The organism is Brachyspira pilosicoli (assembly GCF_036997485.1).
GTDB lineage: Bacteria > Spirochaetota > Brachyspiria > Brachyspirales > Brachyspiraceae > Brachyspira > Brachyspira pilosicoli_C.
On record NZ_JAWLPU010000001.1, the window covers coordinates 296,050 to 310,292 of the forward strand.

Below are 14,243 nucleotides of genomic sequence, written 5' to 3' on the forward strand. Positions count from 1 at the left end.
AAAATATAATATTTTTTGGTTATAGATATTTAAAAAGTAAATTAATAAATATTTATATTACATTAATTTTATTATTTGTATATTTTTTGTTTATTCAACTTTTTCCCGCGTACGAGCTGTACCACCTTGCCGCACGGTAATGTTATCCTTTAATTATAACTTCTTAGTCGTGCGGAGGAGTGCCTTTTAATGTACAATTAAATTATAAAATTTATAATAAGAATGCAGTTCTTTTGCTTCTTTTATACCAATAAAAGAAGTGGGGGTTCGGGGGCTAGTCCCCGCAGATAATAAAAAAGATGAAAATTTTTTAGTATCTATTAAACAACTATAATTTATATTATTATTTTTATTCAACTTTTTCCCGTAGCAAAAAGTTGCAAAAAGTACAAGTACTATAGCTTTGTATGTTGGAATATGTATAAACTATATTGTAATACCAACATTTTAAGCATAAAAAATGCAGTTCTTTTGCTTCTTTTATACCAATACCGAGTAGGTGCCTATCGGCAAAAGAAGTGGGGTGCGGGGCAAAGCCCTGCAAATAACTAAAATAAAAGAATCAAAAATTTTTAATATATATTATTAAAACTATTATTTTATATCAAATTTCTTATTGTTCTTTTTCCCGCAGCTCGCACCCACAGGCACTTCCTTCGGTCGCAATCTGGGGAAAGCCCCAGATATAAAACAAAATATAATTTTCACAAAATAAAATTCTAAGACTATAAAAAAATATTAAACAAATTTCAATTATACCGAAAATAATTACTAAGAATATAACAAATTAATTAAATATAAAAAAAATTACTTTTATGGAGGAATTCGCCTTATGATGCGTTCATTATTTGCAGGTGTATCTGGATTGCAGAATCACCAAACTAGAATGGATGTTGTTGGTAATAACATATCCAATGTAAATACATACGGTTTTAAAAAAGGTAGAGTAACTTTCAAGGATATGATAAGCCAATCTTTAAGCGGAGCAGCTAAACCGCAGGAAGATAGAGGCGGTATCAATCCTCAGCAGGTTGGTCTTGGTATGCAGGTAGCTACTATAGATACAATACATACACAAGGAGCTTTACAAGTTACAGGTGTAAATACAGATTTAGCTATTCAGGGAGAAGGTTTCTTTATTGAGAAGAAAGGAAATAGTTCTTATTATACAAGAAATGGTGCTTTCTCTTTAGATAAAAATGGTTATTTAGTTAATCCTTCAAATGGTTATAAGGTACAAGGTTGGAATGCTGTACTTAATCCAGAAACAGGCATGATGGAATTAAATACTGCTGCCGGCGTAGAAGATTTAATTATACCAGTAGGTTCAAAAGACCCAGCAAGAGCTACACAAAATACTAAGTTCTTCTGTAACCTACAAAAAAATAGCGATACTCACCAAGCAGATTTAACTATTTATGATTCTACAGGAATACCTCGTCAATTAAGAGCAACATTCAATAGAACAGATGTTAACAGATGGGATATGGTAATAGAAGTACCAGAAGCAACAGAAGGAAGTGTAAGTGTTTCAGCAGGCGACCCTGTTGAAGGCGGCGGAAACAATACTTTCCAATTAGTATTTAATGATGCTGGTTCTTTAATTTCAGTAAGCGACGGTACTAATACTCAAACTGAAGGAGTATTAATGCCTAATGTATCTTTCACTTACACAGGTACAGACGGAGAAGTAAATCAAACTATTAACCTTACTTTAGGAGAGGTTGGTTTATTTAATGGTATTACACAATTTGAATCCCCTTCAACAACTAAAGCTATAGAACAAGACGGCTATACTATGGGTATGCTTGAAGGTTTCAGCTTTGATGACAGCGGTCAGATTACTGGTGTATTTACAAACGGTAATAGAAAAACTTTAGGACAGGTTGCTTTAGCTAAATTTGCTAATGCAGGCGGTTTGGAAAAAGCAGGAGATACTTTATTTGTAGAGAGCAATAACTCTGGTGCTGCTAATATTGGTGTTGCTGCTGCTGAAGGAAGAGGTTCTATTAAAGCTGGTACTTTAGAGATGTCTAACGTTGATTTGAGCGAACAGTTTACTGATATGATAGTAACTCAAAGAGGTTTCCAAGCTAATGCAAGAACTATAACTACAGCTGACCAGTTACTTCAAGAGGTTATAGCACTTAAAAGATAAATAAAATATTAGACTTTTTGTTTTTTTTTAGTATAATATAATGGTTAGGAGTTTCTTAATATTATGATATATGTAACTAGATTTGACGGAAGCGTTTTATATATTAATCCACATCAAATAGAGTTTATGGAGGAAACTCCTGATTTGGTAATCACTATGCTATCTGGAAGAAAAGTGCTAACTAAAGATAGTTTTGAAACAGTGTTAAATAGAATAGTTGAATATAGAACAAGAATAGTAAATGAAGATTCTACTAAAAAACCTTCTTTCTATGGAAATGAAGATTAAGGCAGCAAAAATTAGTAAAAGTTTAATAAAAAATAAATAAAATATTAGAGAGTAAAAAATATGGATATTATAGTACCTTTAGGTTTTTTCTTAGTTATAGGTATCAATTTATTTGGTATAATTTCAGGCGGTGGTAATGTTGGTCACATGGTAGATATTGCCTCTGCAGTTGTAACAGGTTTAGGAGGAACTACTTCTCTTTTCGTTGCAAACGACATAGGAACTATATTGGGCGTACCTAGAGCTATTAAAGTTCTTTTAAATAAACCTAACTATGATGAAGCACAAATAATTATTACTTTAATAAGTTTCTCTGAAAAGGCAAGAAGAGAGGGCTTGCTTGTACTTGAAGATGATATACAAGAAGTGTCTGACCCATTTCTTAAAAAAGGAATGCAGCTTGTAGTAGACGGAACAGACCCAGAATTAGTAAAAAATATTTTGAATACAGAAATAGATAACGTAGAGGCAAGACACGATACAGTAAGAAAGGTATTTGAAGATGCTGCTTCATTATATCCTGCTTGGGGTATGATTGGTACATTAATCGGACTTGTAATAATGCTTAGAAGCTTAGGTGGCGGTGGTGGTGTTGAAGCCATTGGTTCTGGTATGGCGGTAGCACTTATTACTACTTACTATGGTTCGGTTATAGCTAACGGTTTTGCTTTGCCTATAGCTGGTAGGCTTGCAGCAAGACATGCTTCTGAGGCTATTGTACAGAGCATTATGCTTGAGGGTATATTATCTATACAGGCTGGCGATAACCCTAGAATTGTTAAAGATAAATTAGTATCTTTCTTACCTCCTCCTCAGCGTCAAAAAGTTAATGAGCAGGTTGGAGATAGATAAATAATTTAAGGATAAATAATGGCTACTATTAAATTTGGTAAAAAAGCTAAAAAAGTTGGGGATAAAGCACAGGTACCTGGTCCTTCTGCTCCATTATGGCTTCAAACTTATGGAGACTTCGTTACTTTGGTACTTACGTTCTTCGTATTACTACTTTCTACAATGTCTGAATCTATTAGTGATTCTACTATGCAGTTGCTTGCTACTGCTTTTCAGGGTTCTTTTGGTAATTTATCTGGGGGAGTTACTTTATCACAGAGTAAATTAGTTGCAGGAGGAGCTAATGTAGATGCTTTACCTGCTATGGACAGAGGTTACTCTATGGGTAGAAGCGTGGATAAGGCAGTATCAGTATTAGAATCTGAAATAAAAAACAATAAAGTAAGAGTATCTGAAGATGAAAGAGGTTTTGTCATCACATTAGGTGCAGACCAATATTTTGAATCAGCTTCTACAAACATAGTAAATACCCAAAGCAATACTGAAACTTTTATCAAGATAGCTTCAGTGCTTAGCACATTACCAAACGATATTAGAATAGAAGGTCATACAGATTCTGGTGCAATATTAGAAGGAAGTATTACAGAACAATGGTTTGGAAACAACTGGGGACTTTCTACTGCGAGAGCTATTGTTGTATTAGAAAAAATATTTGAAAGCGACCAAACTGGAAAGTTAGACATAAATAAATATTCTGTTGCAGGTTATGCTGACACTAGACCTGTGGCTTCTAATGATTTGCCGGATGGAAGAGCTTTAAATAGAAGAGTTGATATAGTTGTAGTTCGTAATGATGTAACTTACTATAATCAAAAATAATAAATTGTATGATTGTAGCAAGAGATTGGAAAGATTATAAAATTTTAGATGCTGGAAATGGCGAAAAATTTGAGAATATAGGAGGATTTTTAGTATCGCGTCCTGATTCTCAAATTATTTGGCAAAAACAATTAAATAAATGGGATAATTTAGATGCCATATATCATCGCTCTGATAAGGGAGGCGGTTATTGGCAGTATATTAACACTCCTAAAGAAAACTTTATCATCAAATACAGAGATTTATCATTCAAAATAGAGTTTACAAACTTTAAACATATTGGACTTTTTCCAGAGCAGGCTGTTAATTGGCAATTTATAATAGACAAAATTAAAGAAAAAAAATCTTCTACTCATCAAAACAAAGAAATAAAAGCTTTAAATTTATTTGCATATACAGGCGGTGCAACTGTAGCTTGTGCTTATGCGGATTGCGATGAAATAGTGCATGTTGATGCTTCAAAAAAAATTCTTGGGCATGCAAAAACAAATATCGAAATTAATAATTTTCAAAATAAAAAAGTAAGATTTATTATAGAAGATGTTATCAAATTTGTTTTAAGAGAAGTGAGAAGAGAGAGAAAATATGATGTTATTATAATGGACCCTCCAGTATATGGCAGAGGTCCTAATGGAGAGCTTTGGCAGATAGAAACAAGTTTAACAAGATTGGTAGAAGAATGCGTTAAACTATTATCTCCCTCCCCTATTTTATTTTTAATTAATTGCTATACTGCAAGTTTTTCTCATATATCTCTTAAAAATATTTTACAAACTCAAATTAAAAATAAAGGTTTTTTTGAAAGCGGAGAGATAGCGCTTCCTATAGAAAATAGTAATTTAATACTCCCATCAGGAATATATGCAAGGTTTTTTACATAAAATTATAATACTATAACTATTGCTTTTTTTTATTTATGAGTTAAAGTTTTAAATGGGTTTGAGATATATTAATAATTTTTAAGGAAACAATGTGAACACAATTGAAGACTATACCCCCTCAACATCAAAATATGAGTTATATACTCATTTAAGTGAACAAATAGTATCTGGAAAAATAAAAACTTTCTCAGAAATATTTACTTATGCAAGCAATGTTAATTTTGAAAAAATCAATGACCATAATAATATTTTAAAAGGACTATTTAGTCTTATAAGAAAGATTAATTGGGGGTTTTTTAATAATTTAGATAAAGAAACATATCCAAAGTTATGGGATCAATTTGTTATAGAAAATCCTAAGTATAGCTTTGCTGGAGATTTAAAGCTTAGTTTAACTATAGCAGATATTTATATAGCTATGCTTGATATTCATGGATATACAAAGTTTTGCGAAGAGAATAAAAATAACCTTTCTAAAATGCATGCTTTAGATGATTTATTACAAAACAAAATAGGCGAACTTACTAAATTTTATAATGTTATATCTCACAGAAAGCAGGGTGATGAAATAGTAATGATGTGTCCGTCTGCAACCGATGCTTTAAGTGCTACAATGGCTATCATTGGAGCTTTAAGCAAAAAAAGAATATTAACAGAGTGCCCAGATATAGATACATCCATATTTCCAGAATTCAAAGTAAGCGCCGGCATAGCAGGCGGAATGAGCAACAGCTCTCTTATAATAACAGAAGATGGTGATTTGTCTGGTTTTCTCATTAACAATGCAGCAAGAATGCAAGCAAGAGCAAATATGCTCTCTCCAAAAGACACTAAAATAATCGTTACAAAAAATTTGCAATTTAACTTCCTTAAAGAAAATAGCAAAACAAAAAGCGAAATATTTGAAAAAAATATTATATCTTTCTATGACAACGGTATGATATCTTTTAAAGGAACTGAAATTCCTATAGTAGAAGCAATATTTAATCCTAATGAAAAATATAAAGAAGCTTTCTTTAATGAAATGGAAGAACTTGTTAAAAGTATAAAAGGTAATCTGTGGAAGCAGAGATTATTTACAAGTATATTAGATTTAATTTCAAAAGCAATTAGCTCTATGCCTAAATTCCAAATAAACAGAAGAGTTAATGAATATATATCTGCTTATGATAATAAAACTATATGCGACTTATGCAATAATGCAAATGGTGCTTATGTAGTCAAAGAAAATTATAAAGAAGCGATAGACACTTTCGCGCTCATAATAAAACTATTAAAAACTATTCCAGATTTTGACCCTATGGTATTGGAATATGCAGAAAGTATATGTAATGGATATGAAAAAGTTTTGCCTATATATGATACTGTAATAAAAAAAGAAATAGAAATGAATTTAACAGAAATATTTCCTGCTAATCATGTACCGATATTTCAAAATGTGCAAAAAGCTAATGAAACTTATAATAAATTAATGAAATATGCCTTAGATAGCAGTGCTCTAAAAAGAAGAAAATCTATTTGGTATGGTATATTAGAAAAAGAGCTTAATAATTTAGTTATAAATATGTATTCTGGCAAAAAATAAATATTTATAAAATAGCTTGCACTAATAATATATATATGATAAACTATTGCAACTATTAAGTTGTATTGTAAATTAAGGAGTATTCTTTATGTATATTAAAAAATTATTTTTATCATTAATAGTGTTATCGATATTTTTTATATCTTGTTCAAAAACAAATACTTCAAATTCTTCAGATTCATTAGCATATCTTCAAGGCGGTGAAGGTGAATGGGTATTAAAAGTAGATGACTTCACAATCAATCAAACTAATTTTAATAAAGACTATAAAGTATTCTTAAACTCTATGAAAGCACAAGGAGCAACTCCTGAGCAAATAGCTATGATAGAAAGTGATAATAGATATAAACAAAACTACGCAGAAGACTTAATCAATCAAATACTTCTACTAAAAAAAGCAGAAACAGATAAATTCTTTGAAACAGAAGAAGCTAAATCTACAATAGATGCTACAATAAGAAATATTAAAGCACAATACTATTATCAAAAATTAATAGAACAAGCAGCAAGTAACGTACCAAATCCAACTCCAGAACAAGCTAAAGCATTCTTTGACCAAGCAAAAGATCAATTACAATTAGCTCAATATGGTATCACAGAATACAACACACAAACAGCTCCATACATAGCTGATATTTATAAAAGAGTTTACGCAGAACAAAATGTTCAAAGAGATATAATAGATTTAAAAGATAAAGCTGTAATAGAAAGAAATAATGCAGTATTAGGAGAACCAACTATAGTTCCTCCTATGCCTAATACACAAGGACAAGCTACTAATAATAACTTATTGCCTAGAGCAACAAATTAATAAATATATAAAAATATAAAAACACTTGTAAGGTATATATAATTTAGTATCTTACAAGTGAATATACTATAAAAAAGAAGGAAGATGATGCCTCAAATAAATGAGAGTAATGACAAAAATAAGCAAGAATTATCACCAGATAATAAGCCTAAAAAAGTAATTATTAATAAAAAATCTAATAACTCCGCTAATAATAACGAAGAAAATCAGGCTAGTGCTACTGTAAAAAAAGTTATAGTTAAAAAAAAGAAATTTATAATACATAATAAAACTGAAAAACAAGAAGATGTAAAAGAGGCTCCTACTCCTCAAGAACATAAAAATTTTAATAAGTTTAATAATAATAAAGATAATAGAGATATTAATAAAACTTATAATAAAGATTCAAACAAAGAATTTAATAAAGATTTCAATAAAGATAGTAATAAGCATCAGCAGTATAAAAATGCTCAAATAGCTCCTCCGCCTGTGGAAGAGGTATCTTTTAAAAAAGATAATAAGAAAGATAATAAAAAAAGAGATTATGAGAAGAAAGAAAAAGAATACGATAAAAAATCTTCTCAAAAAGATTCTAAAGCAGAAGCTGCTCAAAGACAAGAAAATAAAATATTTAATAAATTACAAGCTAAAAAACTTCAGCAGGAACAAAGACTTGCAAGTGTTGAAAAAGAAATCAGCATAATGGAAACTATTACTGTTGGAGATTTAGCTAAAAAGATGAATTTAAGAGCTTCAGACATAATATCCAAACTTATGGGTATGGGTACTATGGCTAGAGTTAATGATATAATAGATTCTGATACAGCTACAATTATAGCTGATGATTTTGGCTGTAAGGTTAATGTTATATCGTTACAAGAAGAAGCTACTATAGAAATAAAAGAAGATAAACCAGAAGACTTGAAACCTCGTCCTCCAGTTGTAACAATTATGGGACACGTTGACCATGGTAAAACTTCGCTTCTTGATGCTATAAGACATAGTAATATCACTTCTAAAGAAAGCGGCGGTATTACTCAAAATATAGGTGCTTATAAAGTAAAAATTCCAAGCGGAGAGATAGCTTTTATTGATACTCCAGGGCACGCTGCATTTACTATGATGAGAGCGAGAGGTGCTAAAAGTACCGACATAGTAATACTTGTTGTTGCTTCAGATGACGGTGTTATGCCTCAAACTTTAGAAGCTTTAAATCACGCCAAAGAAGCTAATGTACCTATTATTGTTGCTGTTAATAAAATGGATTTACCTAATGCTTCTATGGATAAAGTTAAGGCTGCTTTATCTGAACATGGTCTTACTCCTGAAGAATGGGGAGGAGATACTCAATATATAGGTGTTAGTGCATTAACAAAACAAGGTATTAATGATTTATTAGAGGCTATTATTTTACAAGCTGAAATGCTTGAATTAAAAGCTAATCCTAATAGAGAGGCTATAGGTATAGTATTAGAGGCTTCACTTGATCAGGGAAGAGGACCAGTAGGTACAGTATTAGTTCAAAATGGTACTTTAAAAATTGGAGATTACTTTGTTTGCGGGCTTTCTGTTGGTAAAGTACGTGCTATGGTTAATGATTTAGGTCAAAGAGTTACAAAAGCTTTGCCTTCTACTCCTGTTGAAGTTTTAGGTTTTGAAAAGACTCCTGAAGCTGGCGAATCTTTCAATGTTATGCTTGATGAAAAAGAGGCTAAAGCTATAGCTGATAAGAGGGTACAATTAAAACAGCAAGAAGCTTTGAAGGCTAATGTTAAAGTTACTTTGGAAAACCTTTATGAGAAAATAGCTTCAGATGCCATGAAAGAGTTTAAGGTTATAATTAAAGCAGATGTTCAGGGAAGTGCTGAGGCTTTAAGAGATGCTCTAAACAAAATACAAAGTGATAAGATAAGATTTGTTTCAATATATAGTGCATCAGGAGCTGTTACTGAAAGTGATGTAAACTTAGCACATGCTTCTAATGCTATAATAATCGCATACAGAGTTCGTCCTTCCGGTAAGGCAAGAGAGTTAGCTGAAAAACTTGCTATACCTATAGAGAGATACGACATTATTTACGAAGCAATAGAATCTATACAAAATGCTATGAAAGGTTCTCTTGAAAGACTTAAAAAAGAAGTTGATATTGGAACTGTTGAAGTTAGAGATGTATTCCATGTTCCTAAGGTTGGCACTATTGCTGGATGTTATGTAACTAGCGGTAAAATTGAGAGAAATGCTGGGGTGAGAGTGATGAGAGATAATGTGCTTATTTATACTAGCAAAATCTCTTCTTTAAGACGTATTAAAGATGATGTTAAAGAAGTTGCAAGCGGATATGAATGCGGTGCTTCTATAGAAAACTTTAATGATATCAAAAAGGGTGATTTATTAGAGATATTCAAAATAGAAGAAATTGCTCAAGAACTTTAATATTTATTATGAAATATCAAATGGCTAAATATACTTTTTATAGGTATTGTCAATTTTGAATGCGTTTTGTTATCTGCATCATATATTTCTAAATATTTTGTAGGTTCAAGCCCCATATTATATAGCCTAAGATCGCATAAAGCTAAACCAAAACCAGCACTTTCACTGTTATCTAATTGCTCTAAGAAAAAACTCTCTACCATATTATTATTATAATATTCTTTAAAAGTGAGCCTCTTACTGTCTATTCTCGTACGTCCAAGCATAATAAGAGGGGAATCATTAACTACATCAAATTCTATATTATTTTTTGTAATATGAATAAATAATTTTATAATAAATTTACTTTTAGTGTTTTCATTTAATAATAAAATATCATTATAAAAATTATCTATATTATTATTAGATACAAACTTATTTTCACTTTTTAAAATAGTTTTTAATTTCTCTCTGCTTTCATTATCTCTAAATATATCAGAATATTTTTTCATTATCTCAGGATTACTATAATATTCATCTAAAGAATAATCAGGATATATCTCACTAAGTATTTTTAAACTAATTAAATGCAAATATCTTGCTTTAATAGCATTAGTTATAAGCTCCATCAATATATAAAGAACATCTTCATAATATTTTTCTATCTTGTATTTGTTTAATATCTTATTTACTAATAAAGCAATTTTATCTTTTGTAATAGAATCAACAAAAAGAATATCAAACTCCATATTTGTCTTTTTTAAATATTCTTCTATCTTATCAAAAAAATCATCATTTGCCATTTTTAATTAATAATCTCTTTTGCAACACGTTCTAATACATTTTTATCGCCGAGTAATTCTCTTACCCTAACTAAATTAGAACTAGTTTTATTATAATATTCTTTATCTGTTAAATATTTTATAATATGACTGCTAATAGCATTTGGATTGCAATCTCTCTGAAGAAGTTCAGGAGCCGCTTCCTCATTAAGCATAACATTAGGCATACCAACATATTTTATGTTAGTAAAAATCTTGCCAAGCCAAAAAGTTATACGAGATATTTTATAACATATAACCATAGGTTTTCCATAACAAGCCGCTATCAAACTGGCAGTACCGCTTGACATTATTAAAGCATCAGAATAAAAATAAACATCATCTTTATTTTCTATTATAGAATAATATACTCCATTCAATAAATCTTTATAATCATCTATAATATTCTCTATAGGCTTTCTATATTCAGGATAAGCAACAGGTATAATAAACCTTATATTTCCAAATAACATATCATTAAGTATCTTCATAGACTTAATAAAAACAGGAGCAAGCTTTTTAATCTCTTGATATCTGCTTCCGAATAACACGCCAACTGTATATTCTTTTTTATCCATATTTAATGGAGAAACTTCTCTATTATAATTAATATCAGCAAAAGGATGCCCGCTATAAATAACATTACAATTATATTTTTTATAAACCTCATAATCAAATTTAAAAGGAGTGATTATCTTTTTAGCAGATAAAAGCCTTTTAGCATTCCATTCTCCCCATATACCAACATGCGGAGGAAAATAATAGATATAAGGAATATTATTTTTTTTACAATATTTAGCTAATATGAGATTAACTCCTTGATTATCTACAAGAAGCATTATATCAACTTTATTATTTTTAAGATACTCTTTTAATATGTTGAAAGCACCAAGTTTTTTGAAAGCAAATTTTGGATTAATGCCCTCAAATATTCCCATAGTAGATAATGTTGACATATCAGATAAAATATTAACATTAGCCTTTTTCATCTCAACGCCGCCAAATCCATCTATTATAGTTTCTGGTGCTAATTTTTTTATTTCATTTGCAATCAAGGCTCCCTGAATGTCGCCAGATACTTCTCCTGTAGCTATAAATATCCTCATTATACTGTCTTTCTTGGAGTTATACCTCTTTTAGACTGTGATATAAAAACAATTATTTTTTTAGCTATATTATTTAAACTATCATCGTCCAAATATCTATCCAAAAACTCTTGCTTTGTTCTATTCCAATTATACCACATATCATAAGCTTCTTCAGCCTGACTAATCTCTTCAGAAGTAAAACCAGCTCTCCTCATACCAACTAAATTAAGTTTATATATAATAGCTTCCCCCGCATGAGCAGTTAAAGCATAAGGCAAAATATCTCTACCAACCGCAGACATTCCGCTAATCATAGCATACTCGCCTATAGAGCAAAATTGATGCACAACACAGTTACCAGAAATAAAAGCTCCCTTTCCTACTCTTACATGCCCGGCAACCAAAGCACCATTACATATAATAACATTATCATTAATCTCACAATCATGCGCAACATGACCAGTAGCCATTATATAGCAATTATTTTTTATTATAGTTTTTTGATTTTCTTTTGATGCCCTATGCAAATTGGCAAACTCTCTTATCTCATTATTATCACCAATCTCTAAAAATGTAACAGTCTTTCTATCAAAATGTATATCCTGAGGTAAATCTCCCAAAACAACATTATCATGAATTATATTGTTTTTACCTATATTAGTATACTCTTTTATAACAGTATGAGCACCTATTATAGTGTTTTCACCTATAGTTACATTGCCTTCTATTATACTATAAGGCCCTATTTTTACATTATCCGCTATTTTAGCAGATTCTGAAATAATAGCAGTTTCATGTATATCTTTTTTCATCTTTTTGTTATCCAATTATTTATTAATCTTATTATTTATTAATTTTCATAGCTTCTTTATCTACTAAAAATAATCCCAAATCAGCAGAACAAGCTAAACTATCACCTACCCTAACTTCACCATGTGTTTTAAGCAAAGTTCCATTAAAAGCCTCAACAGTAACAAACATATCCATTACATCACCTGGTATAACAGGATTTTTAAACTTAACATTATCTATTTTAGCAAAAAACATAAACTTGTTACCAATCTCTTCAGGCTTTAAAAGCTTCATATAACAATATATGCCAGAAGTTTGCGCCATTGCCTCAACCATTAAGACACCAGGCATTATAGGACTTTCTGGAAAATGACCTGTAAATTGAGGTTCATTAAAAGTAACATTTTTTACAGAATGTATTTTACCTTCTTCTATGCTTATTACCTTATCTACAAGCAAGAAAGGATATCTATGCGGAAGAAGCTCCATTATTTTAGTTATATTAATATTTTCCATTTATCATTACCTTTTTTAAAAAAATTCTACTTATAATATTTCTATAATGATACCATAATATTAACTAAACTTCAAGTAATTTAAAACTTTCTTTTTAAAAATATGGCTTTATGCGGACATAATTCTTGGCAGCAATAACAAGTTATACATTTATCGTAATAATATTCAGGCGGATAATTCTTACCTTTCTTATCAAAGTTTAATGCCAAAGGAGTAACAGGACAAACCTTAACACATACACCGCATTTTACACATTTATTTTTATCTATAACAGGCTTAGGTATAATAAAAGAAAATATTCTTTTTACCATAGGAAAATTAGCAAACTTCATCAAACTTCTGCCTATACCTATTTTTTTATGCGGTTTTTTAAAATCAAGAACCTTAACACTCTCTATATCATCGCCTAAAACTTCTATATCATCTTTGTTAGAAAAATTATGCTTAAAACCCATTTTTAAAGTAGGTATATTATTATAATCAAAAGATATAATCTTTGAAGCAATATAATCTAAAGCAACAGCATCAGTGGAAAATAGCAATGCATTAACTTTTCTCGGATTTCCGCTTCTTGGACCATTTCCCTCCATAGCAAGTATTGCATCCATTATGTATAATTTTGGATTTACATATTTATTCAAGTCCAAAAGCATGGTAGAAAAATCTTCAAAATCAGGAAGCTTCAAATGATACTCAGCCTTTCTAAAACCCGGTATGCATCCAAATTGGTTTTTTACAGCACCCGTCATCACAGTTAAAGCATGAGATTTTAACTTTGGCAAACTAATTATAACATCAGCTTCTGTAACAGGTTTTGCTATTGTAAAACTTTTCTCTTGAATACCATCAGGAAAATTAACACCAACAGGCTCATCAAAATCAGCATATTCTACATTAAGTCTACTCGCAACCTCATCAATACCAGCTTTCATTGCCACACTGCTGCCCCTTCCAACACCAGGGGAATCCCCATAAGAAACTTTACAGCCTTTCTCCTGCAAAATTGATGCTATGGCCTCAAAAACTACAGGATGAGTAGTTACAGATTTATCAGCTGTTTCTGCTGCTAATAAATTTGGCTTTAATAATACTTTATCATTATTATGAACAAATAAATCTATCCCTCCAAGCAAATCTATACCGCGGCTAATGGCAGATTTAACTATATCCAAATCATAATTCTCACATTTAATTATAACTACTTTACTCATTGAATTCCTTATATAATGAATTTTAATAAA

The 14,243-nt window shown here is 30.4% G+C and carries 13 protein-coding genes; 8 read left to right on the forward strand and 5 right to left on the reverse strand.

What is annotated here, in order from left to right; genetic code table 11:
- Positions 1-832 precede the first annotated feature (832 nt).
- From flgE to infB, 8 genes are all read left to right on the forward strand, one after another.
- Positions 833-2,158 (forward strand): flagellar hook protein FlgE, encoded by a 1,326-nt coding sequence (gene flgE / locus R4I97_RS01270; RefSeq protein WP_335783344.1) that lies wholly within the window; start codon positions 833-835, stop codon positions 2,156-2,158.
- 63 nt (positions 2,159-2,221) lie between these two features.
- On the forward strand, positions 2,222-2,446 hold the full coding sequence (locus R4I97_RS01275; RefSeq protein ID WP_295296232.1) for a flagellar FlbD family protein: 225 nt from the start codon (positions 2,222-2,224) through the stop codon (positions 2,444-2,446).
- Between the two features lie 60 nt (positions 2,447-2,506).
- On the forward strand, positions 2,507-3,298 hold the full coding sequence (locus R4I97_RS01280) for a motility protein A (RefSeq protein WP_335783345.1): 792 nt from the start codon (positions 2,507-2,509) through the stop codon (positions 3,296-3,298).
- 18 nt (positions 3,299-3,316) lie between these two features.
- On the forward strand, positions 3,317-4,117 hold the full coding sequence (locus R4I97_RS01285) for an OmpA family protein (protein ID WP_335783346.1): 801 nt from the start codon (positions 3,317-3,319) through the stop codon (positions 4,115-4,117).
- A gap of 8 nt (positions 4,118-4,125) precedes the next feature.
- The gene (locus tag R4I97_RS01290; RefSeq protein ID WP_335783347.1) at positions 4,126-4,998 is read left to right on the forward strand and encodes a class I SAM-dependent methyltransferase; all 873 of its coding nucleotides are present in this window, start codon (positions 4,126-4,128) and stop codon (positions 4,996-4,998) included.
- 91 nt (positions 4,999-5,089) lie between these two features.
- A complete protein-coding gene (locus tag R4I97_RS01295; protein WP_335783348.1) occupies positions 5,090-6,583 on the forward strand; it encodes a hypothetical protein in 1,494 nt (497 codons plus the stop codon).
- Between the two features lie 88 nt (positions 6,584-6,671).
- The gene (locus tag R4I97_RS01300) at positions 6,672-7,394 is read left to right on the forward strand and encodes a SurA N-terminal domain-containing protein (RefSeq protein WP_335783349.1); all 723 of its coding nucleotides are present in this window, start codon (positions 6,672-6,674) and stop codon (positions 7,392-7,394) included.
- An 87-nt stretch (positions 7,395-7,481) separates the two neighbouring features.
- Positions 7,482-9,806: a translation initiation factor IF-2 gene (gene infB / locus R4I97_RS01305; RefSeq protein ID WP_335783350.1), complete on the forward strand. Its 2,325-nt coding sequence runs from the start codon at positions 7,482-7,484 to the stop codon at positions 9,804-9,806.
- On the opposite strand, the gene R4I97_RS01310 is transcribed toward infB, so the two are convergent.
- The 5 genes from R4I97_RS01310 to R4I97_RS01330 all read right to left on the reverse strand — a co-directional run bounded on the left by R4I97_RS01310 (position 9,803) and on the right by R4I97_RS01330 (position 14,213).
- Positions 9,803-10,588, reverse strand: coding sequence for a hypothetical protein (locus tag R4I97_RS01310; protein ID WP_335783351.1), 786 nt, complete (start codon positions 10,586-10,588; stop codon positions 9,803-9,805). The genes infB and R4I97_RS01310 overlap by 4 nt on opposite strands.
- A gap of 2 nt (positions 10,589-10,590) precedes the next feature.
- Positions 10,591-11,712 (reverse strand): lipid-A-disaccharide synthase, encoded by a 1,122-nt coding sequence (lpxB, locus tag R4I97_RS01315; protein WP_335783352.1) that lies wholly within the window; start codon positions 11,710-11,712, stop codon positions 10,591-10,593.
- Positions 11,712-12,506, reverse strand: a complete 795-nt coding sequence (gene lpxA, locus R4I97_RS01320; protein ID WP_335783353.1) for an acyl-ACP--UDP-N-acetylglucosamine O-acyltransferase — start codon at positions 12,504-12,506, stop codon at positions 11,712-11,714. The genes lpxB and lpxA overlap by 1 nt, the downstream gene beginning before the upstream one ends.
- A 31-nt stretch (positions 12,507-12,537) precedes the next feature.
- Positions 12,538-13,002: a 3-hydroxyacyl-ACP dehydratase FabZ gene (gene fabZ, locus R4I97_RS01325; RefSeq protein WP_219710129.1), complete on the reverse strand. Its 465-nt coding sequence runs from the start codon at positions 13,000-13,002 to the stop codon at positions 12,538-12,540.
- A gap of 80 nt (positions 13,003-13,082) precedes the next feature.
- Entirely contained in the window at positions 13,083-14,213 is a 1,131-nt protein-coding gene (locus R4I97_RS01330) for a DUF362 domain-containing protein (RefSeq protein WP_335783354.1), read from the reverse strand.
- Positions 14,214-14,243: the final 30 nt, after the last annotated feature.

What these genes read in the sequence shown, in the direction of transcription:
- flgE (WP_335783344.1), top strand. Translation starts at nt 833, where the DNA reads ATGATGCGTTCATTATTTGCAGGTGTATCTGGATTGCAGAATCACCAA.
- R4I97_RS01275 (WP_295296232.1), top strand. Translation starts at nt 2,222, where the DNA reads ATGATATATGTAACTAGATTTGACGGAAGCGTTTTATATATTAATCCA.
- R4I97_RS01280 (WP_335783345.1), top strand. Translation starts at nt 2,507, where the DNA reads ATGGATATTATAGTACCTTTAGGTTTTTTCTTAGTTATAGGTATCAAT.
- R4I97_RS01285 (WP_335783346.1), top strand. Translation starts at nt 3,317, where the DNA reads ATGGCTACTATTAAATTTGGTAAAAAAGCTAAAAAAGTTGGGGATAAA.
- R4I97_RS01290 (WP_335783347.1), top strand. Translation starts at nt 4,126, where the DNA reads ATGATTGTAGCAAGAGATTGGAAAGATTATAAAATTTTAGATGCTGGA.
- R4I97_RS01300 (WP_335783349.1), top strand. Translation starts at nt 6,672, where the DNA reads ATGTATATTAAAAAATTATTTTTATCATTAATAGTGTTATCGATATTT.
- infB (WP_335783350.1), top strand. Translation starts at nt 7,482, where the DNA reads ATGCCTCAAATAAATGAGAGTAATGACAAAAATAAGCAAGAATTATCA.
- R4I97_RS01310 (WP_335783351.1), bottom strand. Translation starts at nt 10,588, where the DNA reads ATGGCAAATGATGATTTTTTTGATAAGATAGAAGAATATTTAAAAAAG.
- lpxB (WP_335783352.1), bottom strand. Translation starts at nt 11,712, where the DNA reads ATGAGGATATTTATAGCTACAGGAGAAGTATCTGGCGACATTCAGGGA.
- lpxA (WP_335783353.1), bottom strand. Translation starts at nt 12,506, where the DNA reads ATGAAAAAAGATATACATGAAACTGCTATTATTTCAGAATCTGCTAAA.
- fabZ (WP_219710129.1), bottom strand. Translation starts at nt 13,002, where the DNA reads ATGGAAAATATTAATATAACTAAAATAATGGAGCTTCTTCCGCATAGA.
- R4I97_RS01330 (WP_335783354.1), bottom strand. Translation starts at nt 14,213, where the DNA reads ATGAGTAAAGTAGTTATAATTAAATGTGAGAATTATGATTTGGATATA.